Here is an 18726-nt window from a genome sequence, read left to right on the forward strand (position 1 = left end):
TCTCCATAAATGCATGTGGAGGGTTTTTTATATTTAAAGAGTTATATTTTAATTTTGCTACTAAAAAATACTATCTAAGACTTGTTCTATTTATTCTACACAATTAGAAACAAAATATTAGGAGGTTGGTAGTATGGTAGCAAGAAAATTATTTTTATTAAGTTCAATTCTATTAAGCATGTCTTTATTTTCAGCATGTTCAAATGAAAAGGGAAGTTCTGTATCACAAGATAATTCGGTGAATATAGGTATATCTCAAATATCGTCTCACCCAGCTCTAGATTTAGCTAGAGAAGGATTTATAGAAGCTTTAAATTCTAAAGGATTTAAAGATGGAGAGAATCTTAATATAGAGATAAAAAATGCAGAGGGAGATATTGCCACATCACAGATGATATCAAGTAGCTTTATATCAAATAGCAAGGATTTAATATTTGCTATTGGGACTCCCGCAGCACAGTCAGCGTTTAATAGCACTCAAGATATTCCAATTATAGTAACAGCAGTAACAGATGCTGTAGAATCAGGTCTTGTGAAATCAAAGGATAAGTCAGGTACAAATGTTGCAGGAACTAGTGACGCAGTACCTATAGATAAACAATTAAAACTTATACAAGAAGTAGTTAAGGATGTAAAAACAATAGGTGTTTTATACAATACCAGTGAGGTAAATTCTGAAATTCAAATAAATAATTTAAAAGAATTATCTAAGAAGAATGGCATAAAAATAATTGCAAAGGGTGTAACTAGTGTAAATGATATAAGTCAAGGATTAGATTCAATATTAGATAATATTGATGTTTTATACACACCAGCAGATAATATGATAGCTTCTTCAATGGCGTTAATAGCATCTAAAGCAGTGGATAAAAAAATACCAGTAATTGGGGCAGAAGAAGCTCATGTTGAAGGTGGGGCTTTGATTACAGAAGGTATTAATTACAAAAAACTAGGTTTTGAAGCAGGGCTTATGGCAGTTGAAGTTTTAGAAGGAAAAGATATAAAAGAGCTATCTATAAAAACTTTAGAAGATACAGAACTTGTTATAAATGAAGATACACAAAAAAATCTTTCTATAAATATTGACGAAGATATAATGAAAAGAGCTAAAGTTATAAAAGGTGGTGAGTAATATGGATTTCTTTGTAAGTACTTTAGAACAAGGGCTTATTTTTGCTATAGGAGCATTAGGGGTATACATCACCTACACAATATTAGATTTTCCAGATTTATCTGTAGATGGAACATTTAGTCTAGGAGCTGCAATAACTGCGGCATTTATATTAAAGGATAATAGCCCTATCTTATCATTAGGATTAGCATTTATAGCTGGAGCTATAGGTGGATTAACTACGGGAATACTTCATGTAAAACTCAAAATAACTAATCTTTTATCAGGTATTTTAGTTATGATAGGATTATACTCTATAAATTTAAGGGTAATGGGAAAAGCAAATCTACCTATGATTAATAAGTTAAATATATTCTCTAGCAATATATCAATATTAGTAATTTTAGTACTAATAGTTTTAATCATTAAATTATTAATAGATATTTTATTTAAAACTAAGTTTGGATTTATACTAAGAGCTACAGGTGATAATGAAACATTAGTTACTTCTATTGGAGTAAACAAAGGGACAATAAAAATAATTGGACTTATGCTATCTAATGGACTTGTAGCCTTAAGTGGAGCTATAATGGCACAATATCAAAGATTTTCAGATATATCTATGGGAAATGGATTTATAGTAGTAGCTTTAGCTTCTATTATACTTGGGCAATCTGTATTTAAGAAAAGTAAGTTGCTAAAAGGAACGACAGTGGTTATAATAGGTGCATTTTTATACAAATTAAGTGTAGGTATTGCCTTGAATTTAGGTTTCCCGCCAACAGATTTAAAATTAATAACATCGTTAATAGTTGTTATTGCCATAGTTATTAATAATAATAATGTTGTGGATAGATTTAAGAATTCATTAAAAGAGAGGGGAAATTTAAATGCTTAATATAAAATCGATAAATAAAGGTTTTAATAAGGGAACGGTAAATGAAACTAATATTTTTAATAACTTTAATTTAGATATAAATAAAGGCGATTTTGTAACTATTGTTGGAAGTAATGGAGCAGGAAAATCTACTCTTTTAAACTTAATATCTGGTTCCTTAGAGCTAGATTCAGGTAATATCCTTTTAGAAGGAAAAGATATAACTAATTTAAAAGAACATAGAAAGTCAAAATTTATAAGTAGGGTTTTTCAAGATCCAACTAAAGGAACATCACCATCTATGACTATTTTAGAAAACTTATCTTTGGCAGATAATAAGGGAAGTAGATTCGGACTTTCTTTAGGAGTTAACAAAAAAAGGATAGAAGAATTTAAAAATCATCTTTCTATATTGAATTTAGGTCTTGAAGATAAGATTAATACAAAAGTAGGAATGTTATCTGGAGGACAAAGGCAAGCTCTTTCTTTATTAATGGCTACTTTAAATACGCCAAAGATTTTGCTTTTAGATGAGCATACGGCAGCTTTAGATCCAAAAACATCAGAAACTATTATAAACCTTACAAATAATATAGTTAGAGAAAAAAATATTACAACAATTATGATAACTCATAATCTAAGTCATGCTATAGAATTTGGAAATAGGCTAATTATGATGCACTGTGGAGAAGCCATTCTTGATATAGGAGAAATAGAAAAGTACAATTTAACTAAAAATGACCTTATAGAAGAATTTAATAAAATTACCTTTAAAGAAGAACTTTCAGACAGAGTTATATTTGCTTAATATATTTATTTTATATAATTAAAAAATAAAACTCACGATAATTATTATCGTGAGTTTTTATATATTTGAAGTAAATAAATTTATAATAGGTTCATAAAGGTCGTTATAATTGCTGAATTTAAAAAATCTATAAATAACGCTCCAACTAGTGGTAATATGAAAAATACACTAGGTGATGGACCATATTTAGCCGTTACAGATTCCATATTTGCTATTCCATTTGGAGTAGCTCCCAGACCAAATCCACAGTGACCTGCTGCAAGTACTGCTGCTGTATAATCTTTTCCCATAACTCTGAATGTAACAAAGTAAGCAAATAGTATCATTAATAATGTTTGTAAAGTTAGTAGTATTAATATAGGTATAGCTAAGTCTATAAGTTCCCATAATTTTAAGCTACACATAGCCATTGATAAAAATAATGATAAACATATTGAACCTAGGCTTTCTAATTCTCTGCTTGATACTTTCCATATTCCTTTTGAATCTGAAAGATTCCTCATAATGGCAGCTACTATCATAGCACCTATATAACCTGGCATTGTTATACCTAAATCTGAAAATAAGTTCGATATTATAGTTCCAAGTCCCATAGCTATTATTATTTGCATAGCTGAGCTTGTTAATTTACTTTCTGAAAGTTCTCCCATAGATATTTCACTACATGCAACTTCACCATATTCGTTTGTTAATACTAATTCTTCTTTTATTTCTATTTCCTCAGATTTAAGTTTATATTTTTTGATTAATCTATTTGCAAGAGGACCACCTATTATACTTCCAGATACTAATCCAAATGTAGCGCAAGCCATAGCTATACTAAGAGCTCCTTCAAGTCCGTTTGCTTCTATAAGGGGACCAAATGCACCAGAAGATCCATGCCCACCTGTCATAGAAATAGACCCTGCAATCAATCCTAATAGTGGGTTTACGCCTATTGCCTTAGCGGATAAAACCCCTAATATATCTTGAGCTAATATCAATATTATGGCTACAGCTAAGAACTTAATTACTTGTGTTCCACCTTTCTTTAAAACTTGTAGACTAGCAGTAAATCCAACAGTTGTAAAGAAGGCTGTCATTAATATATTTTGTAAAGTTGTATCAAATACTACAGTAATCACTCCTGTTTGCCTTAATATAAATGATATTATTGCAAAAGAAAATCCTCCTATAACTGGTGCTGGTATACAGTACTTATTTAAAATATGAATTTTATTCTTTATAAAAGATCCTATTAAAAGCATAACAGTAGTAAATGAAATACTTTGAATGATATCTAAATTTAGTGTCATCATTCCTAACTCGCTTGAATATTCAAACATAGAATTTTCCCCCTTGTAATATATGTTTAAATTCAAAAATGAATAATTTAAATATTTTTCTTCTTTTGAATTTATTTTCTGATAATTTTAAATAAAAAATTAGCATAATACTTTTATGCTCTTTATAAATATTTTTAAATCTTCATTGTATAAATCATGATATGAATTACATTATATTAATGTATCATTTGAATTTGATTTTTTTGAAAAATGGAGAGTTTATTATGATTACTATTATTATTAGATTTTATATTTAGTATAATAAAAACAATATAGTAATTTTGGTAATACATTCCATATAATACAATAAATTTTCTAACAAGTCAACATATTTAATATATTTTTATTATCGAAGAATATATTATCATACGATATTATAATTTTTATATACAAGAATGGTATGTTTCTTATTAGTATCACGACCTTCTCCAATTGCAGTAATATCTTTCTTAAAAATATCAATTAATCATTTACTCAGTTAATTTACAGGATTAAAATATTAGTAATGATTTTAAATATTTTGAATAATATATAATTTAAACGTATTGTAAGGGAGAGAGATTATGAGTTTTATATCAAACAAATATAAAAATATAAAGATGAATGCAATGATGAGTGCAACTGATACTGTAAACTGTGGAAATAATATAATAGACTTAAGTGTAGGGGATCATGATATATTTACAGATAAAAGAGTTATAGATGCAGCAGTTAAAAATAAAATAATAGGTCACACTTTATATACTCATCCACTTGGAGATTCTAAGTTTAGAGATGTGATAATAAAATCTATAAAAGAAGATTATAACTGTGACTTGAATATAAATAATATAATAGTGACTATAGGTGCTGGGCATGCTTTATATTTGGCATTAAAAGAAATAGTAAATGAAGGTGATGAAATTATAGTAATAGCACCTTATTATCCAGCATATATAGACCAAATTAGTTCAGCAGATGGAAATATAGTTGTAGTAAAAACTACTGAAGAAAATAATTTTATACCAACAATAGATGAAATAAAAGAGAAAATAACGAGTAAAACTAAGGCGATAATAATAAATTCACCTAATAATCCAACAGGAGCTATTTATCCAAAAACTTTATTAGAAGGTATATATAAATTAAGTATAGAAAAAGATTTTATGATATTGTCAGATGAAGTTTATACAGCATTCACATATAATGATAATAAGTTTGTATCAATGTTAGAAATAGATAAAAATCTTACTAATACAGTTGTACTTAAGACAATGTCTAAAGATTATGCAATGACAGGATGGAGAATTGGATATATGATAGCTAGTGAAGAAATGGTTAATGTAGCACAATATATAAATGATGGAATAACTTATTCAGCTCCTACTATATGTCAAGAAGGCTCAATAGAAGCTATTAAACTAAGAAAAGAAATAACTACTAATATAAGAAATATATATGATGAAAGAATAAGATATGCTTATGATAGAGTTAGTAAAATAGATAACATATCATTAAAATATCCTCAAGGTGGAATATATTTATTTTTTAATATAGAAAAAACTGAATTAGACTGCGAAGAATTTTCTAAAATATTATTAGAAAATGGTGTATTAGTTCTTCCTGGTAATATATTTGGAGATGATTATAAATATTATATAAGATTAACTTGTAATAAGGATATTAAGATATTAGAAGAAGCTTTTGAGAGAATTGAAGAAATTTGTAATAAACAATATATATAAGTTAAAAAATTAGCTCTGCTTGTAAGAATTCATTTTTATTAATAATTAATTTATTACATTAAATAATATGAGAATTATCAAGTGTAGGTTTATTTAAAATTAATTATGATATAATATAATATAAAAAAGAATAATATTTAGGAGGGTAATATGGCTGGAAATATATTTGGGAAAATGGCAGCAGATACGTTAGGATTATCTGATATAGGGAAAATTATAGCTCCACAAGACTTTAATAAAGTTGATGGAGATGACTATATAATGCATGAAGATGGAGAGAAAATCTACTTCGTAATAAAATCTAAAACAGATGAATATGTATTTACAAACTTAGGGCTAATTCATGTAGATGGAGAGAGTGCAGTAAGTAAAAAAAGAGTAGTAAAAAGACATGAATTTTATTCTGAAAATGTTCACTCAGTTACATTAGAAACTGCTGGAACCGTAGATTTAGATGTGGAAATAAAATTTAGTTTTGGAAGTAATTCATTTAGTATAGATGTCGATAAGAAACAAATTGAGCAGTTAAAAGATTTATATAAGGCTTTATTTGAAATAGGAAAGATGCAACATAAGAATAATAAGTCTTATGAAAATGGAATTAATAGTTTAAATATGGCTAATGATGCTATAAGTAAAAGTCGAATAGAAGGTAATGTAGCTTCAACTCTTGAAGAGATTACTAAGTTTAATTTCAATTGGATGAAGGATATGAAAGAAGAGTTTAGTAATAAGGATTTTGGAGAAGTATTTGAGAAATATATAAATAATTAACCTAGATGAGTATTGTAAATGGATTGAAGATTGATATAGTATTAAAAAACAAGTACCTACTTTGAAGTAAGTACTTGTTTTTTATTTTATCTTCCTAAGCTTGTTAAATATTCAACTGTTTGTGGATCATAATGTGAGAATAATAAACTATTTTCTGTATCTAAGCTAGTAATTAAATTCATATCAACTTCTACTTTACTATAATTTTTTTCTGATATCTGTTATCTTATTAATCAGAACTAAATTTACACGACTAAATTTGCTGTGATAAAATTATTGCAATACATTAGAGTAACTCGAAGATAAGCTTTTAATAAAAAATAATTTGTCTTTGATGATGAAAGATATACAATTATTATAGAGCAGAAGAATAAGCTAGATGAACAGTTAAAGGAAATGAATGAAAGATATCAATATATTTAGTATAAATCAAACTTATATCTTGATATTATGAATCATAATATACCAGATAGCACTAATCCTGGAACATGGGCACTTCTAGTTCTAAGTCAAAAGAGGAGGTGTGTAAGTAATAATATAAAGGGTCATAATCTTTTCCTTTTATAGAGAAACAATGTTTAATTAACAATTTAGAAACAAAAGTCAAACATTACACAAATAATTGGGTGATATTTTTATACCATAAAGTGAAACAAAATAAACTCAAAACAAAAGGAGATTAATAGATATGGCAAAATCAAAATTAAGTAAAGCAAATAAAAAGATTGAAGATGGTGTGGTAAGTACTTACAAAAAGATTGAACATGGAGTAGTAAGTAGCTATAAGAAAATTGAGGAAGGTGCAGTTGATGGGTTCAATAATATAGCTAATAAATTTGTGGATAACTTTCTGACAAAGGAAGGTGAGTCCGTAGAAGATGCAAAAGCTAGAATTGCAAAAGAACATAAAGAGAGAGAAGATAATGCTACACAAACAATAAAAAAATACTCAGAACAGCAAGATGAAATTATAGAAAAAAGTTTCAAGAATACACAGAATACGGTACTAGAGTCAAGAAGAAAGTCAGGTTTAGAATAATGAAAAAAAGTACATTTGTATTAATGATTTTAGGCACAATTGGAGGGATTTTATTTTCACTAGGTATGTGTATGACGCTGATTCCAGAATGGAATGCCTTTGAACCAGGTGTGGTTATGGGGGTTGCAGGATTAATTGTACTACTTATTATGGTTGCTGTTTGGAGAAAGATGGAAAATAAAGAGCCCATTAAGTTATCTAATAAAACAATTGGTGCAACACTGATTGGTATTCTAGGTTCTTTACTGCTGGGTGTAGGAATGTGTTTAACTATGGTATGGAGCCATATGGTTACTGGTATTATTGTAGGAATCGTAGGAATTGTTGTGCTTCTTTGTCTAATTCCATTTATTAAAGGATTAAAATAGGGGTAAAAGCAAAATGTGTAGCATTAAAATATGCTATACATTTTTTGCTATTTAATATTTATAAAATAAAATTATTAGGGAGAAAAAATAAAACGGAGTAAATAAAGTGATAAATATATTAGTAGTAAAATATTACAAAATTTAGAAATAAACTTTCTATTTATGATAGATTAGAAATAAAAGCTGTAAGAGGCTAGGATACAAGTCGGTATTACTATCTATTGGAATTACCATGCTAATACATTATCTTATGCGAAAAACTTATGAAGAAGAAATGAAATAGATGGCAAAAGCTACTAGTAAAGTTGTAAACAGTGATTTTTCTGTATACGTATCTGCTATTTACACTGATGATAAACTGAATTATCTTGATTTAATGATTATGGATTTTAACCGTATGGTAGAAGAACTTGGAAGTATTGAAATTTTAAAAATAGAGCTCTTATCTAATGTATAACATAAGATTAATACACCCATTGCGGTAATACATCAATAGATGAATATTTGTAAACTTCAAAATCAATACCTTTAAATCCAGTTTTAATACATTTAAAATTAGTATTGTTTAAATAATTTTTTAATCTTAATATATAGTCTTTTATATCATCATTAGGTAAAATTTTTAGTTCATTAATATTTTTATTTTCTAAAATTTCTTGTATTTTATATAAAATTATAGCATCAATCCATTTATAATTGTTGGAATTATTTTTATTATAAATAATATTATATCAAAACAAATATAGATTTAATAAGAGATTAGCTAAAATGCATAATATGGAACATGATCCCATAAATATGCTAATATATAAGTATATTAGGGAGAGGAGAGGAAATATATAATGAATGAAACTATAAAAACATTAAAAGAAAGAAGAAGTATACGTAAGTATAAAGAAAAGCAAATTAGTGATGAAGAATTAAATCAGATATTAGAAGCAGGAAAGTATGCTCCAACTGGAAGAGGAGCTCAATCTCCTATTATGGTTGTTGTACAAGATAAAGAGTTAATAAAAGAACTTTCTAAAATAAATGCAGAGATTATGGGTATTACTTCAGATCCATTTTATGGAGCTCCTACAGTAGTTATTGTACTAGCAGATAAGACAAGACATACTTATAAAGAAGATGGAAGCTTAGTTATGGGGAATCTAATGAATGCAGCTCACTCGCTTGGAGTTGATTCTTGTTGGATAAATAGAGCTAAGGAAGTTTTTGAAAGTGAAAGAGGGAAAGAACTTCTAAAGGATTGGGGAATTGAAGGCGATTATGAAGGTATAGGACACTGTATTTTAGGATATCGTGATTGTGAATATCCAAAGGCAGCTCCTAGGAAAACAAATTATGTTATAAGAATAAAGTAAATATTAGAATTCTATGATAGTCCAAATTCTACACTATAATTTCGAATTGATGGCTGGATAGTAGAGGTCAATAATATATTATTTACTTATTATGAATATGTGTATTATATAAAAGGATATTCTTATTTATATTAAAGAATATCCTTTTATTTGCTCAGCAGATTGTCCATTTTTTATTTATTTTAAGATTAACTATATGTATTCACATCTATTTTTATTTTAAACAAAAAACATACTAATTAATAAATCAAGTATTTATGTAAATACAACATACATCTAAATATTATTTGTAATGTAAATACAACATATATCTAAATATTATTTGTAATGTAAATATCATTATAATTTTGATAACAAATATATTTAAAAATAATATAAATCACTTTTCATAGACCTATCTGAGCTTACTATATATATTAAATCTCTTATTGTATTAGTTATAAATCCAAGTATGTGGTTAATTAGTTATTCTATAGTTGTAATTACGATTGAAAATATTATGAATGAATGCATGTATATCATCTTTATTACAGCTATTATAATAAAAAATAAAATAGTCATTTAGTGGCTATTTGAAGTAATGAGAATATATAATTGTAATAAATAGCCATAAAGTTTAAGAAATAGCAATAAAATACAATAAAATATATTTACGAATACAATAAAGTGTAATATAATAAGGGTATCAATTGAAAAGGAAAGGATAAATTTTAATGGAAGAAAAATTTTATACAGTTGATCAAATTGCAGAAATATTAGGCATGCATCATAAAACGATAAGAAAATTTATAACAGAAGGTAAGCTTAGAGCAAACAAAGTTGGAAAGCAATGGAGAATATCAGGTCATGATTTAAGTCTTTTTATGGAGAATAATAATTTTAATATTAGGAATAAAAATGAAGAAGAAAGTGAAAAAATTGAATTTTCCACTAGTAGTATAGATATTAACAATTGCATTAATAAGGTAAATATATCTACTGTTGTAGATATTAATGAAGTAGATATAGATGAATATAGAAGAATATCAAATATGCTATTAGCAGTAATGAATATTAAGGATTCGAAAATGGGAAATTCAACTATTAACATAAAGCATTATCAAAAAGATAGAAATTTAAAAGTAATGCTATGGGGAGATATTGAATTTACAAAAGAAATGTTAGATTTTATATCTACACTTACACAAAGTGATAATATGTAAATAGAAATTAGGTGATGAAATGAATTATAAAATAGTAGAAAAAACAAATAAAAAATATATTGAAATAAAACATCCATTTGCTTGTGAGTCTGATGTATTAGATATTATTGGGATATGTATTTCAAATGACATTAAATTATTATTGCTTAGAGAAGAAGTATTTACTGAAGAATTTATTAATCTTAAGTCAGGCTTGGCAGGCATAGTTTTGCAGAAGTTTATAAATTATCATATAAAAGCTTCAGCAATAATAGAAGATAAAAATAAAATTGAAGGAAGATTTGAAGAATTGGTAAAAGAATTAAACAAATCAAATGATTTTAAGGTTTTCAATAATATTGTAGATGCTGAAAATTGGATTTTGAATATTAATAAAGAGGTAGTATGATAAGAAATAATAATATAGATAATTTTAAGTTATCAAAACCTAATTGCGAAACACTTCAACTTTAGAAAAGAGATTATTCGTCTATTCTCAGATAATGAATTACGAAAGCTAACAATGCCAATTGCATTATTAGTAGATATTCTAAAAAACTAATTTAATATTGATATAGAGAGCCGTACCACAAGTAAGTGATACGGCTCAATTCCATTGTATACGATTTAATATATGTTGCTTAAATTTTTTAGTGAATTATTGTTATATTACTTAATTAGACCTATATTTACATAATTAAATTTGCTGTGATAAAATTATTATAGAATTATAATTTTTTCCTTTTGTAGAGAAAAAATGTGTAATTAACAATTTAGAAACAAAAGTCAAACATTACACAAATAATTAGGTGATATTCTTATATCATAAAATAAAGCAAAAGGAGATTAATAGATATGGAAAATTTAAAATTAGTTAAAACAAATAAAAATATTAAAGAAGGTATAGTTTATAAATTTAACAAAATAGTTGATAAATATATAGAGAAGTTTTTAGCACAAGAAAATGAATCTATAGAAGATGCAAAAATTAGAATTGCAAAAGAAATGATAAAAACAGAATATGCTATTGTACAACCAATAAAAACAATAAAACCTAAAAAAACATATTCAACAAATCCTAGTTCAGTCTTAGAATTAAAAAGAAAGAGAAGCTCAAAGTAAAACGTGTAGCATTAAAATATGCTACACATTTTTGACATTTAATATTTAAAAATAAAATTATTAGGGACAAAAAATAAAAGGAGTAAATAAAAGTGATAAATATATTAGTAGTAGAAGATGATATAAAACTTAATCAGATTGTGTGTACGTATTTAAATGATAGTGGGTTTAGTGCAAAAGGGTGTCTTAACGCAATGGATGCTTATGATGAAATGTATAACAATCTTTATGAATTGATTATTTCGGATATTATGATGCCGGAAATTGATGGATTTGAGTTTGCACAGAAGCTAAGACAGATAAATAAGACAATACCTATTTTATTCATGTCAGCGAAGGATGATCTAAAGTCAAAGCAAAAGGGATTTCAATTGGGGATTGATGACTATATGGTAAAACCAATTGAACTAGATGAATTGATTTTGCGTGTTAAGGCATTGCTTAGAAGAGCAAATATTGAAGTTAATAGAAAGCTAGAAGTAGGGAATCTTGTACTAGATGCAGATGCTATGGTAGCTACTGTTAGTAATGAGGAAATTATAACAACAACAAGAGAATTTAATATTATTTATAAATTGTTGTCTTATCCTAATAAAACTTTTTCTAGAGCACAACTAATGGATGAATTTTGGGGAATGGAAACAGATTCAAATCTTCGTGCAGTGGATGTGTATATTACAAAACTTAGGAATAAATTTTCTGTTTGTGATGGATTTGAAATCAAAACTGTAAGAGGATTGGGATACAAGGCGGTATTACTATGAAATCATATAAGAAAGGACAAAGATATAAAGTAAGAAATACCCTTTTTTCATTACCTACATTTTTAAAATCATTAGCTGTTTTTTTATTGATAAGTGGTATTCATACAGGTTTAATTTTAGGTATAAATGAACTAAAGTTAAGTGAAGTTACACAAATAGTAATTATTATTCTATATTGGGTATTACTATCTGTTGGAATTACTATGCTTACACATCATCTTATGCGAAAAACTTATGAAGAGCCAATGAAAGAGATGGCAAAAGCTACTAGTAAAGTTGCAAATGGTGATTTTTCTGTGTACGTACCTACTATTCATACTGATGATAAATTAAATTATCTTGATGTAATGATTATGGACTTTAATCGTATGGTAGAAGAACTTGGTAGTATTGAAACTTTAAAAACAGAGTTTTTTTCTAATGTATCACATGAGATTAAAACACCTATTGCAGTAATACAAAATACTGCACAATTATTGTCAAAACAAGAACTATCAGAAAATCAAAGACAACATGTAGAAACCATTATTTATACATCAAAAAAGTTATCAGAACTTATTACAAACATATTAAAATTGAACAAACTAGAAAAACAAAATATACAGCCAGTAATGGAAGAATATGACCTCTGTAGACAGTTGTGTGAATGTGCACTACAGTTTGAAAGTTTATGGGAAGAAAAAGAAATTGATTTTAATGTGGATATAGAAGATAAGGTACACATTTGTGCAGATGAAAGTCTACTAGAGCTAGTATGGACAAACCTTTTATCAAATGCATTGAAATTTACAGATAAAGGTGGGAAAATTCTTTTAAAGCAAAGGTCTGACAATGATAGTATTATTGTGTCGGTTAGTGATTTTGGATGTGGAATGACAGAAGAAACCCAAAAACATATATTTGAAAAGTTTTATCAGGGAGATACATCACATTCTACAAATGGAAATGGGTTGGGATTAGCTCTTGTACTTCGTATTGTTGATATGATGGACGGAAGAATTGACGTAGACAGTGAGTATACAAAAGGCAGTACATTTACAGTGCATCTTCCTAAAAAAGTGAGGGAATAGATTATGAGTAAGTCAAATCAGAATTTCATTGGATATGAGTACAAAGAGATTCATATAGATATAAGCAAAGTGACCATGTATTTAGATGGATATAAAAATTTTGGTTGGAGTTCAGATAGCAATATCACCCAATCAAAAGGATATGGAAAGGTTACGCTGTATTTAAAGCGAGACCGTAAAATAATGAATAAAACAGAATTAATCAGATTACAAAGTAATTTTGAGGATTGTATGCATAAGATCGAGTTATTGGAACAGTCTAAGACAATTAAGGCAACTATTATTGCTATTTTAATTGGACTATGTGGAGTAATGTTTATTGTAAGTTCTGTCCTTTATATAACAGCAGGACATCCTACTAGATGCTTAAGTACTATTTTAGGAACTTTAGGTCTTGCAGGTTGCACATTGCCATGCTTTATTTACCGTATGATTGTTGCAAAGAGGGAAAAGGTTGTGAATCCATTAATTGAAGATAAGTATGATGAGATTTATGAGATTTGTGAAAAGGGAAATAAATTACTCAAAAATTAATAATTCAGAAACAAAACTTAATTTAGAAATTAAGTTCTTCTATAATTATTTTGTGATTTTAAGATTATATAATATGTTTGATAAATTTGAATTTATTTAATAAAAGTTCTAATTAAAATAAATATGCTTCATTTTAATAAACTTAACTAAGTTACTTATTTTTATGTATATGATATCAAATCTATCTTTATAGTGATATATGTAAACTAATACAACTCAATGTAATATAATGATATAATTTAAAATATAAATATTTCAAAGTTGTTATACATGATAAATATAAGATAGAGGGGGGTCTTTAAGTGAAAAATAAAGCACTTAGAGCAAAAAGTAAAGAAATAATAAAAGATAATAAAATTTTTAATATTAAGTATTATTTTTATATTTAGTATAAATATTCTTATATTTTCAGAAACATTTGTACTACCATTTATTGCATTAGATACTGAGAATGATTTTAATAAAAAAGATGTATTTAAGGTTTATAGATTGGTAATGAATAAAAATAGATTTAAGTCATTTAAGTTAATGCTTTCATTTATTCCACAAGAGATATTATTATTATTATTTGAATTGATGATTTATTATCATGCGGTCAATGTAGTAAATTATACTATGATATTAATATTACTATCTATGATGGCACCAATAATGTTAGTATTGTATCCTAAAATAATAATAACTTTGGCATTAGATTATGAAAGAATGTATAATTACTCAGAGTAAATTAATATAAATAGAACTTCTATTCATATATTATTGATTCTTCTAATAGAAAACCTATAGATGAAAAAGTGTTAATGGAGATATATAATAATTTAAATAGAAAAATTATGAGTATGAATGATTTTCAAATTTAAAGGGGGATATGACATATATGAAACTATTTAAAATTTATTTTAGTCCAACAGGTGGAACTAAAAAAGTAGCAGATTTAATAAGTAGACAATTTGATTGTGAAACAATAGAATTAGATTTGTCAAATAGAATGGAAGATTTCTCGAAATTTACTTTTAGTGAAAAAGACCTTTGCATTGTAGCAGTTCCATCTTTTGGTGGGCGTGTACCAATGGTAGCAATGTCTCATATTAAGAAGTTAAATGGAAATGGTTCAAAAGTAATTTTAGTAGCAACATATGGGAATAGAGCATATGAAGACGTATTGTTAGAATTGAAAGATACATTAACAACATTAGGATTTTTCTGTATAGCAGCAATCGCTTCAGTTACAGAACATTCCATTATGCATCAATTTGCAACTGGAAGACCGGATTCACAAGATAAAAAAGAATTGATAAAATTTTCTGACGAGATTAAAGAAGCTTTGAAACACTCAAAAGCGACTAAAGATTTGTATGTACCGGGAAATAATCCATATAAAGAATATAAGGTTATTCCTTTAGTTCCAGAAGCAAGACAAGAATGTATGAGATGTGGTATATGTGCTATAAAATGTCCAGTTAATGCTATTTCAGAAGAGAATCCAATTTTGGTAGAAAAAGAAAAATGTATTTCCTGCATGCGTTGTGTAGTTGTCTGTCCCAATAAAGCTCGAGGTGTAAATGAAGAATTAATATTGGCAATTTCAAAAAAATTAGAAAAGGCATGTTCTGAAAGAAAAATGAATGAACTATTTTTATAAATATTAAACTAATTTACATAGTAGCTTAAATTAATTTTAGATATATCAAAACTAATCCATTTTTATGATTTAGATAAATTTGTAGATGATAATATCAAAAAAATTTCACCGTGTTTAAAAAAGGTTTAATCTCATATTAGTTAAATTAAATATTTAAAATAATAGAGCAATAGAATAAAATGTTGCTCTATTAGTGTTTAAAAAATTATTTTAGTGAACACATAATACTGTGTTATAAGTATACTGCAAATAAGAAAAAGGAAATACAAATAGATATATAAATTGAAGATAATGATAAATAAAATTATAATGATCTATAAAGCATTAGAAGCTTTATAAAACAACAATTAGATCAATAAGAAGTTCTTTAAGAAATAAAAATAATGTATAAGTAATACAAAGTGGGGTAATAAAATGGTAGAAAAAAAGCAAGAGATTATTAATTTGTTAAAAAGCTTAAATATTTATTATGAGATGGTTTCACATAAGGAAGTATACACTATTAATGAGATGCTACAATTAAATTTACCTAAATCAGAATCAGTAGCAAAGAATTTATTTGTGCGTGATGATAAAAAACGAAATTATTATTTAATAGTAGTTCGTGAAGAGAAGAAAGTAGAATTAAAGAAATTTAGAGAAAAAATTGCCTCTCGACCACTCAGTTTTGCTTCTGAAGATGATTTAAATTCAATACTAGAACTATCAAAAGGTTCTGTAACACCTTTTGGTATTATAAATGATAAGAAACAAAAAGTTAAAGTGTTTATTGATAATGAGTTTAAAGATGATACTATTGGAGTTCATCCAAATGACAATACTGCTACAATATGGTTAAAAACAAATGACTTAGTTAAGATTATTGAGCAACACGGTAACCTAGTTGAATTTATTGAAATATAGCATCTTTATGCGAATAGGACTTGAAATAATCAAAGGATATTAACCTAAAAGAATTAATAATAATGTTGATAAATTGATAGTGGATGGAATAGGGTTAATAATAATTTCAAGTCAAAAAAGGGAGATGCTATAGGTATTTTTTCACCATCAACTCCTATAACCGCCTATGCATCAAAAAGGTCTAAAAGAGGAGTTAAATACTTAGAGGATAAAGGCTTTAGTATTATAGAAGGTAATTTAACAGGAAAAAGCGATTTTTATAGGTCTGGAAGTATTAAAGAAAGAGCAGACAAAACCAATAATTGGATACTCAGATGTTACAGCTATATTATTAGGAATTTATGCTAAAACAGGAATTTCAACATATTATGGTTCAGCATTAGTAGCTTCCTTTGGAGAATTTAAACCATATGTTAATTTAACTTATAAATACTTTGAAGATATATTGATAAATGAAATTAGTTATCCTCATATAATTGAAAATCCAAAATTTTGGACAGAAGAATTCATTGACTGGGAATCTCAAGATAGAGAAAAGAATCGGGTAAAAAATGAGTTAATCACAGTTTATGAAGGTAAATTGCAAGGTAGTTTAATACATATAGCTATGAATTGGTATCTGGAATTTTAAGAGATAAAAGAATTTGTTAATATGTCTAAAAATAAAGATTAATGGGATTTATTGTATGATTATAAAATATATTGACTAAAAATAAATACATGATATAAACTATATATAGTTATAATAAAAATATTTGTAAAGGCCATTCGTTGAATGGCATTTTATTTTCTTGGAGGCGGGAAATTGACTTTATATAATGACATTTTAAATAAAAAAGAAAAAATTGCTATTATAGGATTAGGATATGTAGGATTACCTTTAGCAATAGAGTTTGCTAAAAAAGTAGAGGTTATTGGATTTGATATAAATAATAAAAAAATCGATAACTATATAAATGGAAATGATGTAACAGAAGAAGTAGGAAACTATGAATTAAAAAAAACTAATGTGAAATTTACTAGTGATGAAGCATATTTAAAAGATTGTAAACTTCATATTGTATGTGTACCTACACCAATAAATAATGATAAAACACCTAATTTAGACCCTATTATATCAGCTACAGAAACTATAGCTAGAAATATGAAAAAAGGGTCTATTGTTGTGTACGAATCTACAGTTTATCCAGGAACAACTGAAGAAATTTGCGTTCCTATATTAGAAAAGATATCGGGATTAAAATATAAAGAAGAATTTAAAGTTGGATACTCTCCAGAAAGAATTAACCCAGGAGATAAAGAGAATAAATTAACTAAAATTGTAAAAGTTGTATCTGGCTGTGATGAAGAATCTTTAGAAGAAATAGCGAAAATATATGAAATGATAATAACAGCAGGCATATACAGGGCAGAGAGCATTAAGGTAGCAGAATCTGCTAAAGTAATTGAAAATTCTCAAAGAGATATTAATATAGCATTTATGAATGAAATAGCTATGGTATTTAATAAAATGAATATTGATACAAAATCTGTATTAGAAGCTGCAAGCACAAAGTGGAATTTCCTTAATTTTACTCCGGGGTTAGTAGGAGGACATTGCATAGGTGTTGATCCATATTACTTTATATATAAAGCAGAAGAACTTGGATATCATTCACAAATAATTTTATCTGGAAGAAAGATAAATGATATTATTCCAAAGTATATTGCTGAAAATACAGTAAAAAAAATAATCAATTCAAATAAGCTTGTAAAAAATTCTAAAATTGGAATTATGGGAATTACATTTAAAGAAAATTGTCCAGATATTAGAAATTCAAAAGTTATAGATATGATAAATGAATTAAAAGATTATGGAGTAAATGTATATGTATATGACCCAATAGCTAATAAAGAAGATTTAGCTGATGAGTTTGATATACATTTAAATGATATAGATGAATTTATAGATATGGATGCGATTATAGTTGCAGTGTCTCATGATGATTTTAAATCTATAAATTTAGACAAATTTGAAAATATGTATTCTGATAATAACAAAATACTAATAGACGTAAAAGGTATATTTGATAAAAAAGAAGCATTAGAAAAAGGATTTGTTTATTGGAGATTATAGTAGG

The 18726-nt window shown here is 26.6% G+C and carries 20 protein-coding genes and 1 pseudogene; 20 read left to right on the top strand and 1 reads right to left on the bottom strand.

What is annotated here, in order from left to right; genetic code table 11:
• The first annotated feature begins 133 nt into the window (after positions 1-133).
• Genes HF520_RS04050 through HF520_RS04060 form a run of 3 tightly spaced genes read left to right on the top strand, consistent with a single transcriptional unit; the run spans position 134 to position 2796 of the window.
• Complete coding sequence (locus tag HF520_RS04050) at positions 134-1132, top strand: ABC transporter substrate-binding protein (protein ID WP_168572810.1); 999 nt, start codon at positions 134-136, stop codon at positions 1130-1132.
• Position 1133: 1 nt separating this feature from the next.
• Positions 1134-2009 carry an ABC transporter permease gene (locus tag HF520_RS04055; RefSeq protein WP_168572811.1) on the top strand — a complete coding sequence of 292 codons (876 nt, stop codon included), beginning with the start codon at positions 1134-1136 and terminating at the stop codon, positions 2007-2009.
• On the top strand, positions 2002-2796 hold the full coding sequence (locus HF520_RS04060; RefSeq protein WP_168572812.1) for an ABC transporter ATP-binding protein: 795 nt from the start codon (positions 2002-2004) through the stop codon (positions 2794-2796). The genes HF520_RS04055 and HF520_RS04060 overlap by 8 nt, the downstream gene beginning before the upstream one ends.
• Before the next feature lie 80 nt (positions 2797-2876).
• Here the strand turns inward: HF520_RS04060 and gltS are convergent, their stop codons facing one another.
• Entirely contained in the window at positions 2877-4121 is a 1245-nt protein-coding gene (gene gltS / locus HF520_RS04065) for a sodium/glutamate symporter (protein WP_330586305.1), read from the bottom strand.
• 563 nt (positions 4122-4684) lie between these two features.
• On the opposite strand from gltS, the gene HF520_RS04070 reads away from it, so the two are divergent.
• From HF520_RS04070 to HF520_RS04150, 17 genes and pseudogenes are all read left to right on the top strand, one after another.
• A complete protein-coding gene (locus HF520_RS04070; protein ID WP_168572813.1) occupies positions 4685-5845 on the top strand; it encodes an aminotransferase class I/II-fold pyridoxal phosphate-dependent enzyme in 1161 nt (386 codons plus the stop codon).
• A 150-nt stretch (positions 5846-5995) separates the two neighbouring features.
• Positions 5996-6619 carry a PH domain-containing protein gene (locus HF520_RS04075; protein WP_168572814.1) on the top strand — a complete coding sequence of 208 codons (624 nt, stop codon included), beginning with the start codon at positions 5996-5998 and terminating at the stop codon, positions 6617-6619.
• A 688-nt stretch (positions 6620-7307) separates the two neighbouring features.
• Complete coding sequence (locus tag HF520_RS04080; RefSeq protein ID WP_243155190.1) at positions 7308-7658, top strand: hypothetical protein; 351 nt, start codon at positions 7308-7310, stop codon at positions 7656-7658.
• Positions 7658-8026: a hypothetical protein gene (locus HF520_RS04085; protein ID WP_168572815.1), complete on the top strand. Its 369-nt coding sequence runs from the start codon at positions 7658-7660 to the stop codon at positions 8024-8026. The genes HF520_RS04080 and HF520_RS04085 overlap by 1 nt, the downstream gene beginning before the upstream one ends.
• Before the next feature lie 283 nt (positions 8027-8309).
• Positions 8310-8483: a hypothetical protein gene (locus HF520_RS04090; RefSeq protein ID WP_168572816.1), complete on the top strand. Its 174-nt coding sequence runs from the start codon at positions 8310-8312 to the stop codon at positions 8481-8483.
• Between the two features lie 385 nt (positions 8484-8868).
• Complete coding sequence (locus HF520_RS04095; protein ID WP_168572817.1) at positions 8869-9390, top strand: nitroreductase family protein; 522 nt, start codon at positions 8869-8871, stop codon at positions 9388-9390.
• A 713-nt stretch (positions 9391-10103) separates the two neighbouring features.
• Complete coding sequence (locus HF520_RS04100) at positions 10104-10592, top strand: helix-turn-helix domain-containing protein (RefSeq protein WP_168572818.1); 489 nt, start codon at positions 10104-10106, stop codon at positions 10590-10592.
• 19 nt (positions 10593-10611) lie between these two features.
• Positions 10612-10980: a DUF4180 domain-containing protein gene (locus tag HF520_RS04105; RefSeq protein WP_168572819.1), complete on the top strand. Its 369-nt coding sequence runs from the start codon at positions 10612-10614 to the stop codon at positions 10978-10980.
• Positions 10981-11426: 446 nt separating this feature from the next.
• Positions 11427-11693 (top strand): hypothetical protein, encoded by a 267-nt coding sequence (locus tag HF520_RS04110; protein ID WP_168572082.1) that lies wholly within the window; start codon positions 11427-11429, stop codon positions 11691-11693.
• 92 nt (positions 11694-11785) lie between these two features.
• Positions 11786-12457 (top strand): response regulator transcription factor, encoded by a 672-nt coding sequence (locus HF520_RS04115; protein WP_168572820.1) that lies wholly within the window; start codon positions 11786-11788, stop codon positions 12455-12457.
• Complete coding sequence (locus tag HF520_RS04120) at positions 12454-13527, top strand: HAMP domain-containing sensor histidine kinase (RefSeq protein WP_168572821.1); 1074 nt, start codon at positions 12454-12456, stop codon at positions 13525-13527. Before HF520_RS04115 ends, HF520_RS04120 begins: the two co-directional genes overlap by 4 nt.
• 3 nt (positions 13528-13530) lie before the next feature.
• A complete protein-coding gene (locus tag HF520_RS04125) occupies positions 13531-14061 on the top strand; it encodes a hypothetical protein (protein WP_168572822.1) in 531 nt (176 codons plus the stop codon).
• A gap of 495 nt (positions 14062-14556) precedes the next feature.
• Complete coding sequence (locus HF520_RS04130; protein ID WP_168572823.1) at positions 14557-14787, top strand: hypothetical protein; 231 nt, start codon at positions 14557-14559, stop codon at positions 14785-14787.
• 151 nt (positions 14788-14938) lie between these two features.
• The gene (locus tag HF520_RS04135; protein WP_168572824.1) at positions 14939-15703 is read left to right on the top strand and encodes a 4Fe-4S binding protein; all 765 of its coding nucleotides are present in this window, start codon (positions 14939-14941) and stop codon (positions 15701-15703) included.
• Positions 15704-16147: 444 nt separating this feature from the next.
• On the top strand, positions 16148-16606 hold the full coding sequence (locus tag HF520_RS04140) for a prolyl-tRNA synthetase associated domain-containing protein (protein WP_243155191.1): 459 nt from the start codon (positions 16148-16150) through the stop codon (positions 16604-16606).
• 156 nt (positions 16607-16762) lie between these two features.
• A pseudogene (locus HF520_RS15475) lies at positions 16763-17237 on the top strand (LD-carboxypeptidase).
• 174 nt (positions 17238-17411) lie between these two features.
• Complete coding sequence (locus HF520_RS04150) at positions 17412-18722, top strand: nucleotide sugar dehydrogenase (RefSeq protein WP_168572826.1); 1311 nt, start codon at positions 17412-17414, stop codon at positions 18720-18722.
• Positions 18723-18726 lie beyond the last annotated feature (4 nt).

The organism is Romboutsia sp. CE17, from assembly GCF_012317385.1.
Taxonomy (GTDB): Bacteria; Bacillota; Clostridia; order Peptostreptococcales; family Peptostreptococcaceae; genus Romboutsia_E.